Source organism: Rhodopseudomonas pentothenatexigens (assembly GCF_900218015.1).
Lineage (GTDB): Bacteria > Pseudomonadota > Alphaproteobacteria > Rhizobiales > Xanthobacteraceae > Rhodopseudomonas > Rhodopseudomonas pentothenatexigens.
This window is the reverse complement of the sequence record NZ_UFQQ01000009.1, coordinates 95,164-113,796: the sequence shown is the minus strand read 5'-3', so window position 1 is coordinate 113,796 and position 18,633 is coordinate 95,164. Positions and strand designations below refer to the sequence as shown.

At 66.3% G+C, this 18,633-nt stretch carries 15 protein-coding genes; 3 read left to right on the top strand and 12 right to left on the bottom strand.

The genetic code is table 11. The features are described 5' to 3' along the window. Nucleotides 1-197 precede the first annotated feature (197 nt). Nucleotides 198-2,048, bottom strand: a complete 1,851-nt coding sequence (ilvD, locus tag DWA33_RS10320) for a dihydroxy-acid dehydratase (protein WP_114358002.1) — start codon at nt 2,046-2,048, stop codon at nt 198-200. 328 nt (nt 2,049-2,376) lie between these two features. Here ilvD and DWA33_RS10315 point away from each other — a divergent pair, with 328 nt between their 5' ends. Together DWA33_RS10315 and DWA33_RS10310 are read left to right on the top strand one after the other, a co-directional pair. Beyond that, the gene (locus DWA33_RS10315) at nt 2,377-3,585 is read left to right on the top strand and encodes a GTP-binding protein (RefSeq protein WP_114358001.1); all 1,209 of its coding nucleotides are present in this window, start codon (nt 2,377-2,379) and stop codon (nt 3,583-3,585) included. Between the two features lie 153 nt (nt 3,586-3,738). Then, on the top strand, nt 3,739-4,611 hold the full coding sequence (locus DWA33_RS10310; RefSeq protein WP_114358000.1) for a formate/nitrite transporter family protein: 873 nt from the start codon (nt 3,739-3,741) through the stop codon (nt 4,609-4,611). 14 nt (nt 4,612-4,625) lie between these two features. Here DWA33_RS10310 and DWA33_RS10305 read toward each other — a convergent pair whose 3' ends face one another. The 6 genes from DWA33_RS10305 to DWA33_RS10280 all read right to left on the bottom strand — a co-directional run bounded on the left by DWA33_RS10305 (nt 4,626) and on the right by DWA33_RS10280 (nt 10,374). Continuing rightward, on the bottom strand, nt 4,626-6,536 hold the full coding sequence (locus tag DWA33_RS10305; protein ID WP_114357999.1) for a nitric oxide reductase activation protein NorD: 1,911 nt from the start codon (nt 6,534-6,536) through the stop codon (nt 4,626-4,628). 138 nt (nt 6,537-6,674) lie between these two features. Beyond that, entirely contained in the window at nt 6,675-7,487 is an 813-nt protein-coding gene (locus DWA33_RS10300; protein ID WP_114357998.1) for a CbbQ/NirQ/NorQ/GpvN family protein, read from the bottom strand. Between the two features lie 55 nt (nt 7,488-7,542). Further along, a complete protein-coding gene (locus tag DWA33_RS10295) occupies nt 7,543-8,889 on the bottom strand; it encodes a cbb3-type cytochrome c oxidase subunit I (RefSeq protein WP_114357997.1) in 1,347 nt (448 codons plus the stop codon). A 37-nt stretch (nt 8,890-8,926) separates the two neighbouring features. Further along, nucleotides 8,927-9,379 carry a c-type cytochrome gene (locus tag DWA33_RS10290; RefSeq protein ID WP_114357996.1) on the bottom strand — a complete coding sequence of 151 codons (453 nt, stop codon included), beginning with the start codon at nt 9,377-9,379 and terminating at the stop codon, nt 8,927-8,929. Nucleotides 9,380-9,491: 112 nt separating this feature from the next. Continuing rightward, nucleotides 9,492-9,761 carry a cytochrome C oxidase subunit IV family protein gene (locus tag DWA33_RS10285; protein WP_114357995.1) on the bottom strand — a complete coding sequence of 90 codons (270 nt, stop codon included), beginning with the start codon at nt 9,759-9,761 and terminating at the stop codon, nt 9,492-9,494. Nucleotides 9,762-9,765: 4 nt separating this feature from the next. Then, complete coding sequence (locus tag DWA33_RS10280) at nt 9,766-10,374, bottom strand: cytochrome c oxidase subunit 3 family protein (protein ID WP_114357994.1); 609 nt, start codon at nt 10,372-10,374, stop codon at nt 9,766-9,768. A gap of 139 nt (nt 10,375-10,513) precedes the next feature. Here DWA33_RS10280 and DWA33_RS25165 point away from each other — a divergent pair, with 139 nt between their 5' ends. Beyond that, nucleotides 10,514-10,669: a hypothetical protein gene (locus tag DWA33_RS25165; protein ID WP_167443178.1), complete on the top strand. Its 156-nt coding sequence runs from the start codon at nt 10,514-10,516 to the stop codon at nt 10,667-10,669. Nucleotides 10,670-10,677: 8 nt separating this feature from the next. Here DWA33_RS25165 and DWA33_RS10275 read toward each other — a convergent pair whose 3' ends face one another. From DWA33_RS10275 to DWA33_RS10255, 5 genes are all read right to left on the bottom strand, one after another. Further along, a complete protein-coding gene (locus DWA33_RS10275) occupies nt 10,678-11,631 on the bottom strand; it encodes a hotdog fold domain-containing protein (RefSeq protein ID WP_114357993.1) in 954 nt (317 codons plus the stop codon). Nucleotides 11,632-11,668: 37 nt separating this feature from the next. Further along, complete coding sequence (locus DWA33_RS10270; RefSeq protein ID WP_114357992.1) at nt 11,669-14,977, bottom strand: acetyl-CoA carboxylase family protein; 3,309 nt, start codon at nt 14,975-14,977, stop codon at nt 11,669-11,671. A 62-nt stretch (nt 14,978-15,039) separates the two neighbouring features. After that, the gene (locus DWA33_RS10265) at nt 15,040-16,755 is read right to left on the bottom strand and encodes an AMP-binding protein (RefSeq protein ID WP_114357991.1); all 1,716 of its coding nucleotides are present in this window, start codon (nt 16,753-16,755) and stop codon (nt 15,040-15,042) included. A gap of 26 nt (nt 16,756-16,781) precedes the next feature. Next, entirely contained in the window at nt 16,782-17,666 is an 885-nt protein-coding gene (locus tag DWA33_RS10260; RefSeq protein ID WP_114357990.1) for an ABC transporter permease, read from the bottom strand. Then, nucleotides 17,663-18,619, bottom strand: a complete 957-nt coding sequence (locus DWA33_RS10255; protein WP_114357989.1) for an ABC transporter permease — start codon at nt 18,617-18,619, stop codon at nt 17,663-17,665. Before DWA33_RS10255 ends, DWA33_RS10260 begins: the two co-directional genes overlap by 4 nt. Nucleotides 18,620-18,633 lie beyond the last annotated feature (14 nt).

Genomic DNA, 18,633 nt, shown 5'->3' with positions numbered 1-18,633 from the left:
AGGAGCCGCGGCGTAGCCCGAAGGGCGCAGCCGGGGCGTCTCGAAGGATGAGGCCACGGGTGCTTGTGGCCCATGGTTCGAGACGGCGCTTCGCGCCTCCTCACCATGAGGAGGTACTTGTATCGCGCTCGGTAGCGGGCAGCTCTGAGTTGATCAACACAGAACTGGCCCGCCGAAAGTCAGCCGCTTAGTTCAGCTTACCGTCCCCGCCGCTTGACGTCGCGGACCGCGCCGTTGGCGGCGCTGGTGGTCAGCATCGCATAGGCCTGCAGCGCCGCCGAGACGTTGCGCTTGCGATCCTTGGGCGTGAAGGCTTGATCGCCCCGCGCCCGCTCTTCCTCGTTGCGCTTTGCCAGTTCGGCCTCGGAGACATCCAGCGAGATGGTCCGGTTCGGAATATCGATCGATATCCGGTCGCCGTCACGCACCAGCGCGATCGGTCCGCCCTCGGCCGCTTCCGGCGAGACGTGACCGATCGAAAGGCCCGACGTGCCGCCGGAGAACCGGCCGTCGGTGATCAGCGCACAGGCTTTGCCGAGGCCCTTCGATTTCAGGTAGCTGGTCGGATACAGCATCTCCTGCATGCCCGGGCCGCCGCGCGGACCTTCGTAGCGGATCACCACGACGTCGCCGGCGACGATCTTGTTGGTCAGGATCGCCGACACCGCGTCGTCCTGGCTCTCGAACACCTTGACCGGGCCGGAGAAGGTCAGGATCGAGGCGTCGACGCCTGCGGTCTTCACGATGCAGCCGTCCTGCGCGATGTTGCCGTACAGCACGGCGAGGCCGCCGTCCTTGCTGAACGCATGCGCAACGTCACGGATCACGCCCTTCTCACGATCGAGATCGAGCTCGTCGTAGCGACGCTCCTGGCTGAACGCGGTCTGCGACGGCACACCGCCCGGCGCCGCCCGGAAGAAGGTGCGGACGCTCTCGCTGTTGCTCTGGCGGATGTCCCAGCGCGCCAGCGCTGCGCCCAGCGTTTCTGAGTGCACCGTGGCGCAAGAGGTGTCGAGCAGCCCGCCGCGGTCGAGTTCGCCGAGGATGGCCATGATGCCTCCGGCGCGATGCACGTCTTCCATGTGCACGTCGGAGACCGACGGCGCGATCTTGCTGAGGCACGGCACCCGGCGCGACAACCGGTCGATATCCTTCATCGAGAAATCGAGTTCGGCCTCGCGCGCGGCAGCCAGCAGATGCAGCACGGTGTTGGTCGAGCCGCCCATCGCGATATCGAGCGTCATAGCGTTCTCGAACGCCTTGAAGTTAGCGATGTTGCGCGGCAGAACCGAGGAGTCGTCGCGCTCGTAGTAGCGTCGCGCCAGATCGACGATGGTGTGGCCGGCCTCGACGAACAGCCGCTTGCGATCGGCGTGGGTGGCGAGCACCGAGCCGTTGCCGGGCAGCGACAGCCCGAGCGCTTCGGTGAGGCAGTTCATCGAATTGGCGGTGAACATGCCCGAGCACGAGCCGCAGGTCGGGCACGCCGAGCGCTCCATCGTCTGCACGTCTTCGTCGCTCATCGCGCTGTCGGCAGCGGCGACCATCGCGTCGATCAGATCGACTGCGTGGGTCTTGCCCTTCAGCACCACCTTGCCGGCTTCCATCGGGCCGCCGGAGACGAACACGGCCGGAATGTTCAGCCGCATCGCCGCCATCAGCATGCCGGGCGTGATCTTGTCGCAATTGGAGATGCACACCATCGCGTCGGCGCAGTGCGCATTGACCATATACTCGACGCTGTCGGCGATCAGCTCGCGCGACGGCAGCGAATACAGCATGCCGTCGTGGCCCATCGCGATGCCGTCGTCGACCGCGATGGTGTTGAACTCCTTGGCGACGCCGCCGGCGGCTTCGATCTCGCGCGCGACGAGCTGGCCGAGGTCCTTGAGATGGACGTGGCCGGGCACGAACTGGGTGAACGAATTGACCACCGCGATGATCGGCTTGCCGAAATCGGAATCCTTCATACCGGTGGCGCGCCACAGGCCGCGCGCGCCGGCCATGTTGCGGCCGTGGGTCGTCGTTCTCGATCGATAAGCAGGCATTGAACTGTTCCGTGAAAATGTCCGTCGCCGGAGGGCGCGCCGGCGGCCGAAAACAGGGCTTCAGTGAAAGGCGCGCCGAAGCGAAGCGACCATCGATAAGCCTTACTGCAGAACCAGCGGCCTCTCAATGGTCGCCGGACGCACGGTCCGGGGCCAGCCCCGTGGGACAACCATGATCGCGTGCAATGCCGGGGTCACGCCGGCTGCGCACAAACAATTGAACGGCGTCCGCGCGGCGCCTGGTCGGATGGCTTGCTGATTGGATATGTAACGTTATAACATTTCAATCGCAACCCGCTATTGCCTGCAATCGAAGGTCTCTCCCGTCATGGATCACCCCCTGCTCCCGGTTACCGTACTGTCCGGCTTTCTCGGCGCCGGCAAAACCACCTTGCTCAACCGGATGCTGGCCAATCGGGAGGGGCGGCGTCTGGCGGTGATCGTCAACGACATGAGCGAGGTGAACATCGACGCCGAGCTGGTGCGTCAGGACGGCGGGCTGACGCGGTCGGAGGAAACTCTGGTCGAGATGACCAACGGCTGTATCTGCTGCACGCTGCGCGAAGATCTGCTGGTCGAAGTCCGCAAGCTCGCCGAGAGCGGCCGGTTCGACGCGCTGGTGATCGAATCCACCGGGATCGCCGAGCCGCTGCCGGTGGCCGCGACGTTCGAATTCCGCGACGAGAACGGCGACAGCCTGTCGGACATCGCCCGGCTCGACACCATGGTGACGGTGGTCGACACCGCCAGCCTGCTGGCGAACTACTCCAGCCAGGAGTTCCTGTGCGATCGCGGCGAGGTCGCCGGCGACGACGACGAGCGCACTCTGGTCGATCTTTTAGTCGAGCAGATCGAATTCGCCGATGTCATCGTGCTCAACAAGGTCTCTGCAACCTCGCCGAGCCGGCGCGAGACCGCGCGGTCGATCGTGCGGGCGCTGAACTCGGATGCCAAGATCATCGAGGCCGATTTCGGCGACGTGCCGCTGTCGTCGGTGCTGCACACCGGGCTGTTCGATTTCGAGCGCGCGCACCAGCATCCGCTGTGGTTCAAGGAGCTGAACGGCTTCGCCGATCACGTTCCCGAGACCGAGGAATACGGCATCCGCTCGTTCGTGTATCGCGCGCGGCGGCCGTTTCATCCGCTGCGCTTTCAGTCGTTCTGCAATCGGAGCTGGCCGGGCGTGATCCGCGCCAAGGGCTTCTTCTGGCTGGCGACGCGGCCGCAGCACGTCGGCGAAATCGCGCAGGCCGGCGCGATGGTCCGGACCTCCAAGCGCGGGCTGTGGTGGTCGGCGGTGCCGAAGACGCACTGGCCGGACAGCGCCGACTGGCACGAGGCGATGAAGCCGTATTTCGATCCCGTCTGGGGCGACCGCCGCCAGGAGATCGTGTTCATCGGCACCGGCGAGATGGACGAGACTGCACTGCGCCGCCAGCTCGATCTGTGCCTCGTCGGCGAAGATACGGAGTTCACGCCGGATGCGTGGCGGCAGCTACCCGATCCGTTCCCGAACTGGGCTGCCGCCCAGGCCTGACCAACGTCCCGAACGAAACACAACCGCGGATGCTACGCAGCGAACGCCACGTCGTGGCGGCGTCCGGCTGGAACTTCGACCGCTGGTCCTGCTTGACAGGGGTTCCGAGGGCGGCGCGATCCCGTGCGTGCCCCCGCGCAACCGAGGTGATCGATGGCGTCAGCGCAGCATTATCATTCGCCCGACTCGACCCGCGTCGCCGCCGACACGCCGGCCAACCATGCGCCGATCTCCGAGCGCGAGGTAGAGGACGTCGAAGCGCGATCGACGCCGCGCACGCCGGTCATCTACGAGATCGTCCGCCGGCTGGGCGAAGAGGAAATGGCACGGCCGGTGGTGTCGCTGTGGTGGTCGGGGCTCGCCGCCGGCCTGTCGATCAGTTTCTCATTGCTGGCGCAGGCGGTGCTGCAGCAGCATCTTGAACCCGCAGGCTGGCGGCTGCTCGTCACCAGTTTCGGCTACTCGATCGGCTTTCTGATGGTGGTGCTGGGACGCCAGCAGTTGTTCACCGAGAACACCATCACGGTGGTGCTGCCGGTGATCGCCGATTGGTCGATCGGCAATCTCGGCCGCGCGGCGCGCTTGTGGGCGGTGGTGCTGCTGGCGAATTTCGCCGGCACGCTGTTCGCGGCGGCGTTCTGCAGTTTCACGCCGGCCATCGATCCCGATCTCAAGCGCGAAATGCTCGAGCTCAGCCGGCATGCGCTGGCCTATGGCTGGCTCGATTCGATGTTCAGGGCGATCGCCGCCGGCTTCCTGATCGCCGCGATGGTGTGGCTGCTGCCGAGCGCCGAAGGCAGCCAGGTCTGGATCATCATCGTCATGACCTGGCTGATTTCGGCCGGCGGCTTCCTGCATATCGTCGCCGGCAGCATGGAGGCTTTCATGCTGATGTGGGACGGCTCGGTCAGCGTCGTCCAGGTGCTCGGCGGGTTCATCGCGCCGGTGCTGATCGGCAACGTGTTCGGCGGCACCGCGCTGTTCGCGCTGCTGACCTACGCCCAGGTGATGAAGGAAATGAAGTGAGCGGCCCCGGCCGCTCACCCCATCAGATTGCGATAGATGCCGGGCAGCGCCGCCGGCAGCCGGCCGATGTGGCCGACGATGGCATAGCCGGCGCGGCCGAACAGCGTCGGGAAATACGCCTGCGCGTCGACATCGATGGTGACGCCGAACACCGCGATGCCGCTGCGGCGCGATTCCTGCACCGCCCTGCGGCTGTCCTCGAGCGCGAACCGGCCCTCGTAATGGTCGACGTCGTTGGGCTTGCCGTCGGTCAGCACCAACAGCAGCTTCTTGCGCTGCGGCTGCCTGGCCAGCTCGGCGCCGGCATGGCGGAGCGCCGCGCCGATCCGCGTGTAGTAACCCGGCTTCAGCGCGGCGATCCTCCGTTCGACCAGCGGGCTCATGCTCTCGTTAAAGCCCTTCACCGTCTCGACCCGCACCCAATCCCGGCGCCGCGACGTGAAGGTCAGGATGCTGTGCTGATCGCCGCAGGCTTCGATGCCATGGGCCAGCACCGTCAGCGCTTCCTTCTCGACGTCGAGCACGCGGCGGTTGTCGATCCAGGCATCGGTCGACAACGAGACATCGACCAGCAGCGTCACCGCCAGATCGCGCGCCTGCGGCCGGGCCGCGAGATGGAAGCGGTCGAAGCCACCGTCGCCGGCGGCGATCTCGCAGCGCGAGCGCACCAGCGCGTCGAGATCGAGATCATGACCGTCGGCTTGCGCCCGCAGCACCTCGTGCCGCGGGCGCAGCGCTTCGAACTGGCGCCGCACCCGTTTGATCAGCGCCCGTGTCGCCTCACCGCATTGCCATGCCTCGCCCTGCTCCGGTGCCACCTGCGCCAGCACCCGGCAATGGTCTGCGAGGTAACCGCCGCGCTTGTAGTCCCATTCCGGATACAGTTTGCCGGCGGTGAGCCGGCTGTGTTCGATCGCCTGCGGCGGCAGATCGAGATCGAAGCGGAATTTGCTCGCGGGCTTCTTGGTGGATTTGCCGATGGTGATCTCGTCGAGATCGTCGGCCGCCTTGTCGGCATGTTCGTCGTCATCCTCGTCGGTCGGCCGATCGACATTGACCATCTCGGCCATCGCCAGGATCTTCTCGAACCGGTTGAGCGCCAAGGGATCGCGCCTCGGCCCATCGTCCGCCTTCCGCTTTGCCGCCTTGCGCCGTGGCTCCGAACATGACTTGGACGTCGCCTCGTCGGTTTCGTCGGGATCGCGGCCCGGATCCTCGACGTCGCGGGTCCAGACCTCGCCCCACAACGGGCACGGCAGGAACGGCTGATAACCCGGCGGCGAGTTCACGGAGATCTCGCCATCGGTCACGATCATCCGCCACAGCTCGGTGTCCGGCGTCACGTCCGCACCGAGCAGCGCCTGGATCGCCGTTTCGAGATCGCTCTCCATCCGCGGCAACGCCCGGCGTGGCCGCGCCGCAGCCGTCGCTGCCGCAAGTTGATGGTAGGAGCCGCGGAGACCGGGATAGGCGGCCAGCACCTGTTGCGTCGTCGCGTATGCCCGTCGCAGCAGCAGAACGTCGCGCCGCAGCGGATCGGCTTCCTGCACCCTGCCGTCCGGCGCCACCGCAAACCACGCCGCCAGCCAGCGATACAACGCGCGATTGAGATCGACATCGGCGAACAGCGCGATGCGGTCGGGCAAAAACAACGTCGCGTCGTCGCGGCCGGGCTGCATCAGCCGCTCCTCGCCGAGCCCGATACGCTGCCGCCAACCGAGCCGATGTCCGGAGGTGCGCGCGCTGCTCGCAGCAAGCTGCACCGCAGTCTCACCACCGAGCCCGCGATACATCACGCCGAGCGCGGCGCGGCAGTCGTTCAGCGTCGCCGCGTGCTCAGGATGCTCCGGATAGCTCGCGGCGCGCCCGACCAGCCGATGCCAGGCACGGCCGACGGTCTCTTCGAGTTCGAGGAAGTCGAGCATGGTGTCAGTCCGCGAAGTCCCAGGGAGTCGTTCGGGACGCTAGCGCAGCTCGCGAACCCGAAATCCCGAGATTGTTGTCGAGAGTGATTCCGGGTTCGCCGCTGCGCGGCGCCCCGGAATGACCGCGTCGAGATCAGGTCACCCGAGCACCGCGCCGGCGACGTCGATCAGCGCGGCCTTCACATCCGCGTCGTCAGTCAGCGGCTCGATCAGGCCGGCGAGCACGGCGTCGCGCACCGGGAGGCCTTCGCCGATCAGGCTGGCGCAATACACCAATAGCCGGGTGGAGACGCCCTCTTCGAGATCGTGACCCTTGAGTTTGCGCAGCCGGCCGGCGAGCGCGACCAGCGGCGCGACGCGCTCGCTCGGCAGACCGCTCTCGGCGGCCACCACCGCGATCTCCTGCTCGGGTGCAAGGAATCCGAACTCGATAGCGGCGAAGCGCTGCCGGGTGGACGGCTTCAGCGCCTTGAGCAGGCTCTGGTAACCAGGGTTGTACGACACCACGAGCATGAAATGCGGCGGCGCCTGCAGCTCCTCGCCGGTGCGCTCCAGCGGCAGCACGCGGCGATCGTCCGCCAGCGGATGCAGCACCACCGCGACGTCCTTGCGGGCCTCCACCACCTCGTCGAGATAACAGATGCCGCCTTCCCGCACCGCGCGGGTCAGCGGGCCATCGACCCACACCGTTTCGCCGCCCTTCAGCAGATAGCGGCCGGTGAGATCCGCCGCGGTGAGGTCGTCGTGGCAGGACACGGTGAACAGCGGCAGGCCGAGCCGCGCCGCCATATGGGCGACGAAGCGGGTCTTGCCGCAGCCGGTCGGCCCCTTCAGCAGCAGCGGCACCCGTCGCTTCCAGGCGTGTTCGAACAGCGCGCGTTCGTTGCCGGCGGGCGTGTAGGGTGGCGGAGCGGGCAGCGTCGCGTCGATGGCGTGCAGAGCGGGCTTCATGGCGATCTCCGTGGGAGGAAAGAGGCGGCCACGATCACCGTGGCCGCCGGGAAGCCTATTCGGCCGGCTGCAGGGCGCCTGGGAGCGTGGCCTGCTTGGTGCGTCCGGCGACGAGAATCGCCCAGACGAACATCAGCGCGGAGATCAGCACGGCGACGCCGGAGCCGAGCCGCACCCAGTAGAACAGCGCAACCTGGTCTTGCACCTCCATGTAGCTCTGGCCGAGCACGCGCTGCAGATGCACCTGAATGATGCCGGCGAAGGTCAGCGCGAAGGTCATCACGCTCATCGCCGTGCACATCAGCCAGAAGCTGGCGATCGACAGCGCCTGATTGTAAGGCGCGCGGCCGCGGAGCTGCGGGATGGCGTAGGTCATCATCGCCAGGTTCAGCATCACATAGGCGCCGAAGAAGGCGAGATGGCCGTGCGCCGCGGTGACCTGGGTGCCGTGGGTGTAGTAGTTCACGCTGGACAGCGTGTGCAGGAAGCCCCAGACGCCGGCACCGAAGAACGCCATCACCGAGCAGCCCACCGACCACAGCAGTGCAGCGCGGTTCTCGTGCTTGCGCCCAGCCTTCCAGGTCATCTGCACGGTGAACACCACCATGGTGAAGAACGGCGCGACTTCGAGAGTTGAGAACAGTGAGCCGATCCACTGCCAATAGCCCGGCGCGCCGATCCAGTAATAGTGGTGGCCGGTGCCCAGAATGCCGGAGAACAGCGCGAGGCCGATGATGACGTACAGCCATTTCTCGACCACTTCGCGATCGATGCCGTTGAGCTTGATCATCAGAAACGCCAGCACCGACGCCATGATCAGCTCCCACACGCCCTCGACCCAGAGGTGCACGACGTACCACCAGTACATCTTGTCGAGCGCGAGGTTGATCGGGTTGTAGAACGCAAACAGGAAGAAGATCGCCACGCCCCACAGCCCGAACAGCAGAATGTTGGTGATGGTGGTCTTGCGGCCCTTCAGCACCGTCATGGTGATGTTGAACAGGAAGATCAGGCAGACCACGACGATGCCGATCTTGATCACGAATGGCTGCTCGAGGAATTCGCGACCCTCGTGATAGTGGAACAGGTAGCCGACCACGGCGGCGCCGGCGGCGCCGAAGAACAGCCAGAACTGCAGCTTCGCCAGCAACGGGCTGAACAGCTCGTTCTCGGCTTCTTCGGGCACCAGATAATAGGCGCAGCCCATGAAGCCCATCAGCAGCCAGACGATCAGCGCATTGGTGTGGATCATCCGGACGATGTTGAAGGGCAGCAGCTCCGAGAGCGTGTTCGGCAGCACGTAGATGGTGCCGGCGAGCACGCCGAACGTCACCTGGGCGAGGAACAGCGTCAACGCGCCGTAGAAATACAGCAACGCGACCTTTTGGGTTTGGTATTTCATCACGAGGTCTTTCTGATGCGGATGCGCGAGGGTCGGTTCAGCCGGCGTCGTTCGGCGGCCAGTTCTGGGTCTTGATCTTGCTGGTCCATTCCAGGAAATCAGCCAGATCTCCGACCTCCTGATCGGTCAGGTGGAATTGCGGCATCTGCCGCCGCCCCGGGACGCCGGAGGGCTGCGACGCCATCCAGGATTTCAGCATTTCGCGGGCCTGGGCCGGATCCTTGTCGCCGCCCCAGCGCACCCAGACATTGCTGAGTTCAGGAGCAAAATACGCACCCTCACCGAGCAGGGTGTGGCAGTTAATGCAGGAGTTCTTTTCCCAGACGTGTTTGCCGCGGGCCACCGACGGGGTCAGTGTCGAGGCGTCGGTCGACTTGGTCGCGATGTAATAATGGCTGTGGGCGGTGAGCCCGACGAAGATCGCGAAGAAGAAGGCCGAGCCGCCGAAGAACACGTTGCGCGCGGCAGACTTGGTGAGGCGTTCAGCCATCACGTGATTCCTTTTTCGATGTGGGGAGGCGAAGGTGCGGCGCTGCAGCTTCGGCTGCGAAACTAATCGACCGGACCGCCGCAACTTTGTGCTAGCTCAAGGTTCGGAACGATTAGCGAAGGGCCTGCGCCAATGGCGAGGCGAGTGCACCGCACGCCACCAGCGCGATCCAGCCCAACAACAGCGCCCGCCACGGCCCGGGCGCACCGCGGAACCCGAAGTAATCGAGCACGACCAGGCGGGCCTTCAGCACCGCGATCACCATCAGCACGGCGCCGCCGGCGAACGCCGCAGCGGCACCCCGACTGAGTAAAACACCGAGGATGGTCAGCAGCAGCAGAGCAATCGCGCTGCGATCCCGGCGCTGAGTGAACTGGATCATCGCGTCACCGCATCAGATAGACGATCGGGAACATCACCAGCCACACCAGATCGACCATGTGCCAGAAACAAGTTCCGCTTTCGACCGCGGCCGCATTGGCGCGCCAGGCGACGGCGAGCAGGATCGCGATTCCGAGCGCGACGTGCAGCAGATGGAACCCGGTGAGCAAGAAGTACAGCGTGAAGAAGGTGCTGCCGTCGATGTCGGCGCCGCGGCCGATCTCGACGGCGTATTCGAACAGCTTGATGGCGATGAACGCTACGCCGAGCAGACAGGCCCCTAGGGTCCAGCGCCACGTCGCATCGCGTGCCCCATCATGAGCGGCGGCGCTGGCCTTGGCGGCGAACCAGCCGCTCGACACCAGACAGAGCGTATTGGCGGCGGCGAGCGCCGGGTCGAGCTGCGCCTGCCCGGCCGAGAACGCATCCGGCTGCAGCGCCCGCGCGATCTGGAACCCGATCAGCAACGCGCCGAACGCAGCGAGTTCGCTGAAGATCAGCACCCACATCATCAGGTGACCGGGGAGCGAGTCGAGCGCGCTGGCCCCGGGCGCGATGCGGCTCTCGGGGCTGTCGGGCAAGGCGGGCAGGCCCGCTGCGATCGCGTCGGTCATGGCGCGACGATAGACGGCGAGCCCACCGGAACGTTGTGCCGCGACAAACTCGCAGGCAGTTCACCGCAGGTTGCGCCCCGACAAACTACGCTCCCCGCCGGCCGCTAGAATCGCCGCCACTCGGAGAAAGAGGGAAAACATGACCGAAGCCAAGCTGGGGCTGATCGTCGTCTCGGCGATCATCATCGCCTTCGCGTTCGTCATGCGCCGGTTCGGCGCACTGCAGACGACCGGTGTCGTCGCCACCGCAATCATCACGGTGGCGATCGCCGCGAGTTTGTTCCTGACGCAATAGGCCGGCGTCTATCGCGCTGGATACAGCGCGGCGTATTCCTGCGCATAAGGCGCGTAGGAATCCTTCAGCGTCGCCGAATTCAGCAGCATGGTCGCGACCAGGCGACCGGTGGCGTCATAGGCTTCGCTGCGTACCCACATGCTCTCGGTCCGCTTGCTGCCGGACAGCGCCACCACCTTGCGCTCGATCCGGTACGGCTCGCCGACGAACAGCGGCCCCTCGATCAGCCGGATCTCCTGATCGGCGAACAGGCCGACCACCGGACCACGCACCGGCAATCCATCCTGCTTGCTGAGATACTGGAACAGCACGCTGAGCATCTCCAGCGGGATGATCGGCTTGCCCCACGGCGAGCCGCCGCCCGGCCGATAATACGGCGACGGCTCGGTGATCACCTCGAGCTTCTGCGCCAGCGAGAACGGATACAGCTCGCCCATGATCTGCTCATGGTCCATCTGCGCCGCCTGGGTCTTGGTGGTCATCCCGACCGAGATGTCGCGCAGGATCACCGGATCGGCCAAAGGCTTCAGCTCGGTGAGCCGGACGTCGAGCGCCGAAGCCGGCGCGTCGCGGCCGACCGAGGCGGTGCCGCGCAGCACTTCGGTGCCGTCGCGCTTGACCATGCGGATCGTGGTGTGACGGGCGCCCGCCACCGGCTTATCGAGGATCGCCTGAACGTCCTCGCCCTCGAACGCGGCGTTACGATAATGCGCCGAGATGCAGCCGGTCTCGAACCACTCCTTGCCCCACAGCCGTTCGCACAGCGGCGCGAACTGGCTGAAATGCGTCGGGCCCTCGATGGTGCCGCCCTTGAAGCCGAGCTTCTGCGCGGTTGCGTCGTCGTGGATCGAGGCGTGCGAGTCGTAGACCTGCGCATGCAGCATCTGCCGCGGCTGTCGCCACGGCCCGGCCAGCGCCTCGCCGGTGTCGTCGATCGGCGTCTCGAAAGCGGCTTGCGTCATCGTCTCACTCCCAATGCGTTCGGACAGTCGTCGGCTGCTACCAGGTATCGATGCAGGGCCGCTTGCGCTCGGTGCGCTCCGGCGGCGTCGGCACCGAGCGCAGCCCGGCCATGACCCAGCGCCGCGTCTCGGCCGGGTCGATCACGTTGTCGATCTCGAACACCGAGGCGATCGAGACCGCCTTGCCGTTGGCATACAGCTCCGCGACCTTGTTCTTGTAATAAGCTTCCCGCTCGGCCGGATCGGCGATCGCCTCCATCTCCTTGCGGAAGCCGAGGCGGACGTAACCTTCCAGGCCCATGCCGCCGAATTCACCGGTCGGCCAGGCCGCGGTGAAGAACGAGGCGTGGAAACCGCCGCCGATCATCGATTGCGCGCCAAGGCCGTAGCCCTTGCGTAGCACGATGCCGAACAGCGGCACGGTGAGGCTGGCACCGGTGACGAACATCCGCGCGACATGGCGGACGATCGCGGTCTTCTCCGCTTCCGGACCGACCATGAAGCCGGGCGTATCGCACAGCGACACGATCGGAATGTCGAACGCATCGCAGAGCTGCAGGAAGCGCGCCGCCTTGTCGCCGGCGTCGGCGTCGATCGCGCCCCCGAGATGCTTCGGATTGTTGGCGATCAGGCCGAACGGCTTGCCCTCGATCCGGATGAAGGCGGTGATCATGCCGACGCCGAAATCGCGGCGCAGTTCGAGCACCGAGTCTTCGTCCGCGATCAGATCGATGACGCTGCGGATATCGTAGACCCGCAGCCGGTTCTCCGGAATTGCCCGCCGCAGCAGCCGCTGGTCCGGCGCTTTCCACTCGGCAACCGCGCCCTGGAAGTAGGACAGATATTTCTGCGCGACCCGGGTCGCCTCCTCTTCGTCCTGCACCAGAATGTCGACCACGCCGTTCGGCGCCTGGAACGACACCGGGCCGACTTCGGCCGGGTGATACACGCCGAGGCCGCCGCCCTCGATCATCGCCGGCCCGCCCATGCCTATCGAGGCGTTCTGGGTGGCGATGATGACATCGCAGCAGCCGAGCATCGCGGCGTTGCCGGCGAAGCAATAGCCGGAGACGACGCCGACCACCGGCACCAGGCCGGACAGCTTGGCGAACTGCACGAAGGACGGGCCGTCGAGCCCGGTCATGCCGAGCCGGTCGGTGTCGCCCGGCCGGCCGCCGCCGCCCTCGGCGTAGAACACCAGCGGCATCCGCCACTGCTCGACCAGCGTCAGCATCCGGTCGATCTTCTTGTGGTTCATGTGGCCCTGGGTGCCGGCCAGCACGGTGTAGTCGTAGGCGATCACCATGCAGCGCGCGGCGTGCTCGCCGAACTCCGCGGCATTGACGGTGGCGACACCGGTGACGAGACCATCGGCCGGGGTGTTCTTGATCAAATCGTCGAGCGAGCGACGACGGCGCTGGCCGGCGATCGCCAGGCTGCCGTATTCCATGAAGGAGCCGTCGTCGACGAGCTGCGCGATGTTCTCGCGCGCGGTGCGCTGATTGGTCTTGCGCCGCCGCCCCACCGAGTCCGGCCGGTTCTCATCGAGGGTGTTGGCCTGTCGCGCCAGCATCTCGGCGAGGTCGGGCCGGATCGCGTCGAGATCGACATCCTGTTCGGCGACGACGTGATCGCCTTCGACCTCCTGCGGTTCGACATACAGGATCGGCTCGCCCTGCATCAGCGTCACGCCGTCGGCGGCGACGATGCGGCGGATGCGGCCGCCCTGCTCGGCCGCGACTAGATGCTCCATCTTCATCGACTCGATCACCGCGAGCTGCTGCCCCGGCCGCACCACGTCGCCTTCCGCGACCGTGATCGCCACCACGGTGCCCTGCAGCGGCGCGGCGATCGCGACCGCGCCTTCGGGGACCGGCTCCGAAGCAACCGTCGCGCTGCTGCCGCGCGGGTCGGCGCCTTCGGTCGCGATCAGCGGATGGTCGAATTGCTGCGCAGCCTCGACCAGCTCGGCAACATGGCGATCGATAAAACTGGTGCTGACCCGATTGGCCTTGAAATCGGCGTGCGCGAGGATCGCCTGCAGCAACGGCACGTTGGTGGCAACGCCGCCGATGCGGAATTCGCGCAGCGTCCGCGCGGCCTTTGCAACCGCCTCGGCCCAGTCGCCGCGGCCGTGCACGATCACCTTGGCCAGCAGCGAGTCGTAAGCCGCGCTGGTGGTGTAGCCGGCGTAGCCGAACGTATCGACGCGAACGCCAGGGCCGGACGGCGGCTCGAAGATCGCCAGCGTGCCGCCGGTCGGCTTGGTCGCGCCTTTGGCGTCCATCGTCTCCATGTTGACGCGGAGCTGAATCGCGAAGCCGCGCGGCCGCGGCACCGAGGGCTGATCGAGTCCGAGCGATGCCAGCGTTGCGCCACCTGCGACCGCGAGCTGGGCGCGCACCAGATCGACCGACAGCACCTCTTCGGTCACGGTGTGTTCGACCTGGAGTCGCGGATTGGCCTCGATGAACGCATAGACGCCGTCGCCTTCACCGGCGTCGCCGTCGACCAGGAATTCGAAAGTGCCGAGGCTGTCGTAGTTCGCCATCGATGCCAGCGCCTTGGCGGCCTCGACGATGCGGCCGCGCAGGCTCTCCGATAGCGACGGGCTCGGCGCGATCTCGACCAGCTTCTGATTGCGGCGCTGGATCGTGCATTCGCGCTCCCACAGCTGGCTGACATTGCCATGGCGGTCGCCGATGATCTGCACCTCGATGTGCCGCGCGTTGCGGATCAGCCGCTCGGCATAGACACCCTCGTAGCCGAACGCCGCTTTGGCCTCGGATTGGCAGCGCGCATAGGCGTCGGCGAGATCCTCGGCGCGCTCGACCACGCGCATGCCGCGGCCGCCGCCGCCAGCCATCGCCTTGATCATCACCGCCGGCTTGTCGCCGAGCGATGCGAAGAACGTCTGAATCTCTTCGAGCGACGACGGGCCGACGGTGCCGGCGATGATCGGAACGTCGCAGCGCTTCGCCAGCTCCTTGGCGGCGACCTTGTCGCCGAACAGCCGCAGCGCCTCCGGCGACGGACCGACGAAGGTGATGCCCTCCTCGGCGCAGCGACGCGCCAGGTCGGCATTCTCACTGAGGAAGCCGTAGCCGGGATGCAGCGCATCGCAGCCAGCCGCCTTCGCCGCCGCGATCACCGCCTCGATATCGAGATAAGCCCGCGCGCCGCGGCCGGGGATCTGCTCGGCGTGATCGGCGATGCGGACGTGCAGCGATGCCGCATCGTCGGCGGGATGGATCGCCACCGTGGTGAGGCCGGACTCGGCGGCGGCACGCGCGATACGGATCGCGATCTCGCCGCGGTTGGCGATCAGCAATTTTCGGAACGACATTGGGGATTTCCTCAGCAGGTCGCATGAGCCGGCGACGCCTTCGCGTCGCCGGCCGTCTCGTTTCACAGCGGCGCGTTGGCGTTGAGCTCTTGCTTCTTCACCTTGCCGGTCGCGGTCATCGGCAGCGCGTCGATAATACGGATCTCCGGAACCTTGTAGACCGCCATCCGCTCGGCGCACCAGGCCTGCAGCTCGGCCGGCGTGATTGTGCCTTCGGCTTCCGGCTTGAGCTGGATGAAGGCGACCGGCACCTGGCCCTTGCCGGGATCGTCGCGTCCCACAACGCCTGAGCCGAGCACCTTCGGATGCTGACCGAGCAGCGCTTCGATCTCCGGCGGAAACACGCTCATGCCCTTGACCTTGAGCATCTCCTTGCGGCGGCCGAGGAAGTGCAGGAAGCCATCGGAATCGATGGTGCCGATGTCGCCGGTGCGCAGCCAGCCATCGACCAGCGATTGCGCGGTCGCCTCGGGCTTGTTCCAGTAACTCTTCAACAACGACGGCGTGCGCACGCGGATTTCGCCTTCGCCGCCGAGCGGCACCAGCTCGCCGGTCTCGAAGTCGGTGATCTTGAACTCAGCGCCCGGCACCGGCAGCCCGACGAAGATCGGCTGCGACACCAGATCGAAATCGTCGCCCTGAAAGCCTGCCGTAAAGGTGTTGGAGGTGTGGGTCTCGGTCATCCCCCACGCGGCTTCGGTGAGGATCGTGCCGGTGAGATCCTTCCAGCGCTTGCGATAGGTCGGGTTGAGCTTCTTGACGAACGACACCACCCGCACCTGGCTGAGCGAGGACAGATCGAACTCCTTGAAGCGCGGGTGATCCATCAATTCGACCGCGCCGTCGACCGGCATCGCCGTGACGTTGACCTTATAGCGCTGGATCGCGCTCAGCACGCCGAGCGCATCCCACCGTGCCAGCAGCACCAGCGTTGCGCCGGTGAACAACGGGAAGATCAGACCGAAATTCTCGCCGGCGATCCAGAACTCAGGGAAGAACGACAGGAACACGCTGTTCTGATCGGCCACCACCGAGATGCCGTGATTAGCGGCCGCCGTGTAGACCATGTCGCGCTGAGTGTGGACGCAGCCCTTCGGCATGCCCGTGGTGCCGCCGGTGTAGTTCAGCGCCGCGACGTCATCGAGCGCGGCCGGCGGCAGCGGCTCCGGCTTCGGCAGCGCGGCGAGCGCCGGCAGCAGGTCGGTCGCGCCGGGCACCGCTATCCGCGGGCCGCTGACCGAATCCGGCACGGGAATCGTCGGATCGGCCGGGATCACATCGGCAAAGCTGGTGACGATCACTTCGCGCAGCGAGGTTTCGCCGCGAACCTGTTCCACCACGCCAGCAAGCTGGTCGAGCGCGACGATGACTTCGGCGTCGGTATCGTTGAGCTCGTAGGACAGCTCGAACGCCCGCGACAGCGGGCTGACCGGCACATGGATGGCGCCCAGCTTCAGGATGCCGAAGAATACGATGTGGAACTGCGGGCAGTTCGGCAGGAACACCGCGACGCGGTCGCCCTTCTTCACGCCCTTCTGCATCAACAATGCAGCGAAGCGGTCGCTCTGCTCGTCGAGATCCGCGTAGGTGGTGACGTGGCCGTAGAAGATCACCGCCGGCCGCAGCGGCGCCGATTTCGCCCAGGCGCGCAGGTACTCGCTGAGCGCGACTTCGCCGTGCAGATATTGCGGCTCGCGCGGCGTGCCCTTGGGCCACGCCTTGGCCCACAGCTCGTGCAGCTTTGCCAGATAGTCGGCTTCCTTGGCGTCCACGGTCATGTCCCGTCCTTGTTGTTCTTGATTGATCAGTTGCGTTTCATCGTCGGATCGAGCGCCGCTCGCAAGGATTCCCCGAGCGTGTTGTAGGCGAGCGCGGTGAACAGGATGGCGAGCCCCGGCGGATACATCTGCTCCGGCGCGATCTCCATGTTCTGATAGGCGCGCGCCAGCATCGCGCCCCAGCTCGGATCGGGCGGCTGAATGCCGAGGCCGAGGAAGCTGAGGCTGGCCTCGGCGAGCAGCGCCGCGGCGAGCAGCAGCGTCACCTGCACGATCACCGGCTGGATCGCATTCGGCAGAACATGACGCCACAGGATGCGGCCGGTCGAACCACCGAAGCAGCGCGCGGCGTCGACATACAGCTCCTGCCGCACCACCAGCGTCCGGGCGCGCACCAGCCGCGCAAGCTGCGGCGCGAACACGATGCCGACCGAGATCATGCCGTTGGTGAGACCGATGCCGAGCGCGCCGGTGACGGCGATCGCCAGCACGATCGCCGGGAAAGACAGGAAGCTGTCGATGACGCGGCTGATCATGGTATCGACCCAGCCGCCGAGATAGCCGGCGAGGATGCCGACCGGGACGCCGATCAGCACGGCGATCGCGACCGCCAGGAAGCTCGCATACAGCGACGCCATGCCGCCGTAGATCAACCGGCTCAGGGTGTCGCGGCCGAGATCGTCCGCTCCGAGCCAATGCTGTGCCGACATCGGCGCCAGCGCCGCATCGATGTCCTGGGCGACCGGATCGTATGGCGCAATCCACGGCGCCAACAGCGAGATCACCAGCAGGATCAGCAGAAACGTGAGGCTGATGGCGCCGCGCAGATCGGAGACGAACCAGCGCAGGAAACGGCGCGATCGACGCCAGCGGTGGTGATGCTGCGGGGCGGTGAGCGAGACCGTCGTCATGACGAGATCCTCGGGTCGAGCACGCTGTAGAGAATGTCGGTGAGCAGATTCAGCGCCACCACGATCAGCACCATGGTGAACACCACGCCCTGCACCACCGGAAAATCACGGTTCATCGCGGCGTTGACGATCAGACCGCCCATCCCCGGAATGGCGAACACCGCCTCCACCACCACGGTTGCGGCCAGCATCCGGTTGGCGAGCAGGCTGATCACGGTGAGCAAATTGACGCTGACGTTCTTCAGCCCGTGCCGCCACAGGATCGACGACGGCGGCAGGCCCTTGGCGTGCAGCGTGCGGACCTGCTGCGACGACATGATCTCGACCAGCGAAGAGCGCAGTTGCCGCGCCACCTCGGCAATGCCGCCGGAGGCGAGCGCCAATGCCGGCAGAAGCGCGTGGCTGAGCGCGGCGGCCGGGTCCTTCATCAGCGACACCGCACCGGTGGCCGGCAGCCAGTTGAGCTGCAGCGAGAAGAACGCCACCAGCAGCATGCCGAGCCAGAAATTCGGCACCGCGACGCCGAGCGATGCGACCGCCATCACGATCCCGTCGATCCACGAGCCGGGCTTCGCCGCAGCCGCGATGCCGAGCGGCACGCCGATCACCAGCGCTGTGAGCAGCGCCAGCGCCACGATCAGCAGCGTGTGCGGCAGACAGCGTTCGATCGAAGTCAGCACCGCCTCGCTCGACACCAGCGAATTCGACAGATCGCCCTGCACCGCCTTCGCCAGCCACGAGCCGTATTGCACCAGGAACGGCTGGTTCAGGCCGTAGAGTTCGCGGATCTCGGCGATGCGCTGCTCGGACGCGTTGTCGCCTGCCAGCGTCACCGCGACGTCGCCCGGCACCAGCTTGAGCAGCCCGAACACGATGAAGGTGGACAGCACCACCACCGGCACCGCGTGCAGCAGGCGGCGACCGATGATGCGCAGACGCGGAGCGTTCAACATGGCGAAACCAGTCC

Excerpts from the sequence above, each read along its gene's own strand:
- ilvD (WP_114358002.1), bottom strand. The coding sequence starts at position 2,048 with ATGCCTGCTTATCGATCGAGAACGACGACCCACGGCCGCAACATGGCC.
- DWA33_RS10315 (WP_114358001.1), top strand. The coding sequence starts at position 2,377 with ATGGATCACCCCCTGCTCCCGGTTACCGTACTGTCCGGCTTTCTCGGC.
- DWA33_RS10310 (WP_114358000.1), top strand. The coding sequence starts at position 3,739 with ATGGCGTCAGCGCAGCATTATCATTCGCCCGACTCGACCCGCGTCGCC.
- DWA33_RS10305 (WP_114357999.1), bottom strand. The coding sequence starts at position 6,536 with ATGCTCGACTTCCTCGAACTCGAAGAGACCGTCGGCCGTGCCTGGCAT.
- DWA33_RS10300 (WP_114357998.1), bottom strand. The coding sequence starts at position 7,487 with ATGAAGCCCGCTCTGCACGCCATCGACGCGACGCTGCCCGCTCCGCCA.
- DWA33_RS10295 (WP_114357997.1), bottom strand. The coding sequence starts at position 8,889 with ATGAAATACCAAACCCAAAAGGTCGCGTTGCTGTATTTCTACGGCGCG.
- DWA33_RS10290 (WP_114357996.1), bottom strand. The coding sequence starts at position 9,379 with ATGGCTGAACGCCTCACCAAGTCTGCCGCGCGCAACGTGTTCTTCGGC.
- DWA33_RS10285 (WP_114357995.1), bottom strand. The coding sequence starts at position 9,761 with ATGATCCAGTTCACTCAGCGCCGGGATCGCAGCGCGATTGCTCTGCTG.
- DWA33_RS10280 (WP_114357994.1), bottom strand. The coding sequence starts at position 10,374 with ATGACCGACGCGATCGCAGCGGGCCTGCCCGCCTTGCCCGACAGCCCC.
- DWA33_RS25165 (WP_167443178.1), top strand. The coding sequence starts at position 10,514 with ATGACCGAAGCCAAGCTGGGGCTGATCGTCGTCTCGGCGATCATCATC.
- DWA33_RS10275 (WP_114357993.1), bottom strand. The coding sequence starts at position 11,631 with ATGACGCAAGCCGCTTTCGAGACGCCGATCGACGACACCGGCGAGGCG.
- DWA33_RS10270 (WP_114357992.1), bottom strand. The coding sequence starts at position 14,977 with ATGTCGTTCCGAAAATTGCTGATCGCCAACCGCGGCGAGATCGCGATC.
- DWA33_RS10265 (WP_114357991.1), bottom strand. The coding sequence starts at position 16,755 with ATGACCGTGGACGCCAAGGAAGCCGACTATCTGGCAAAGCTGCACGAG.
- DWA33_RS10260 (WP_114357990.1), bottom strand. The coding sequence starts at position 17,666 with ATGACGACGGTCTCGCTCACCGCCCCGCAGCATCACCACCGCTGGCGT.
- DWA33_RS10255 (WP_114357989.1), bottom strand. The coding sequence starts at position 18,619 with ATGTTGAACGCTCCGCGTCTGCGCATCATCGGTCGCCGCCTGCTGCAC.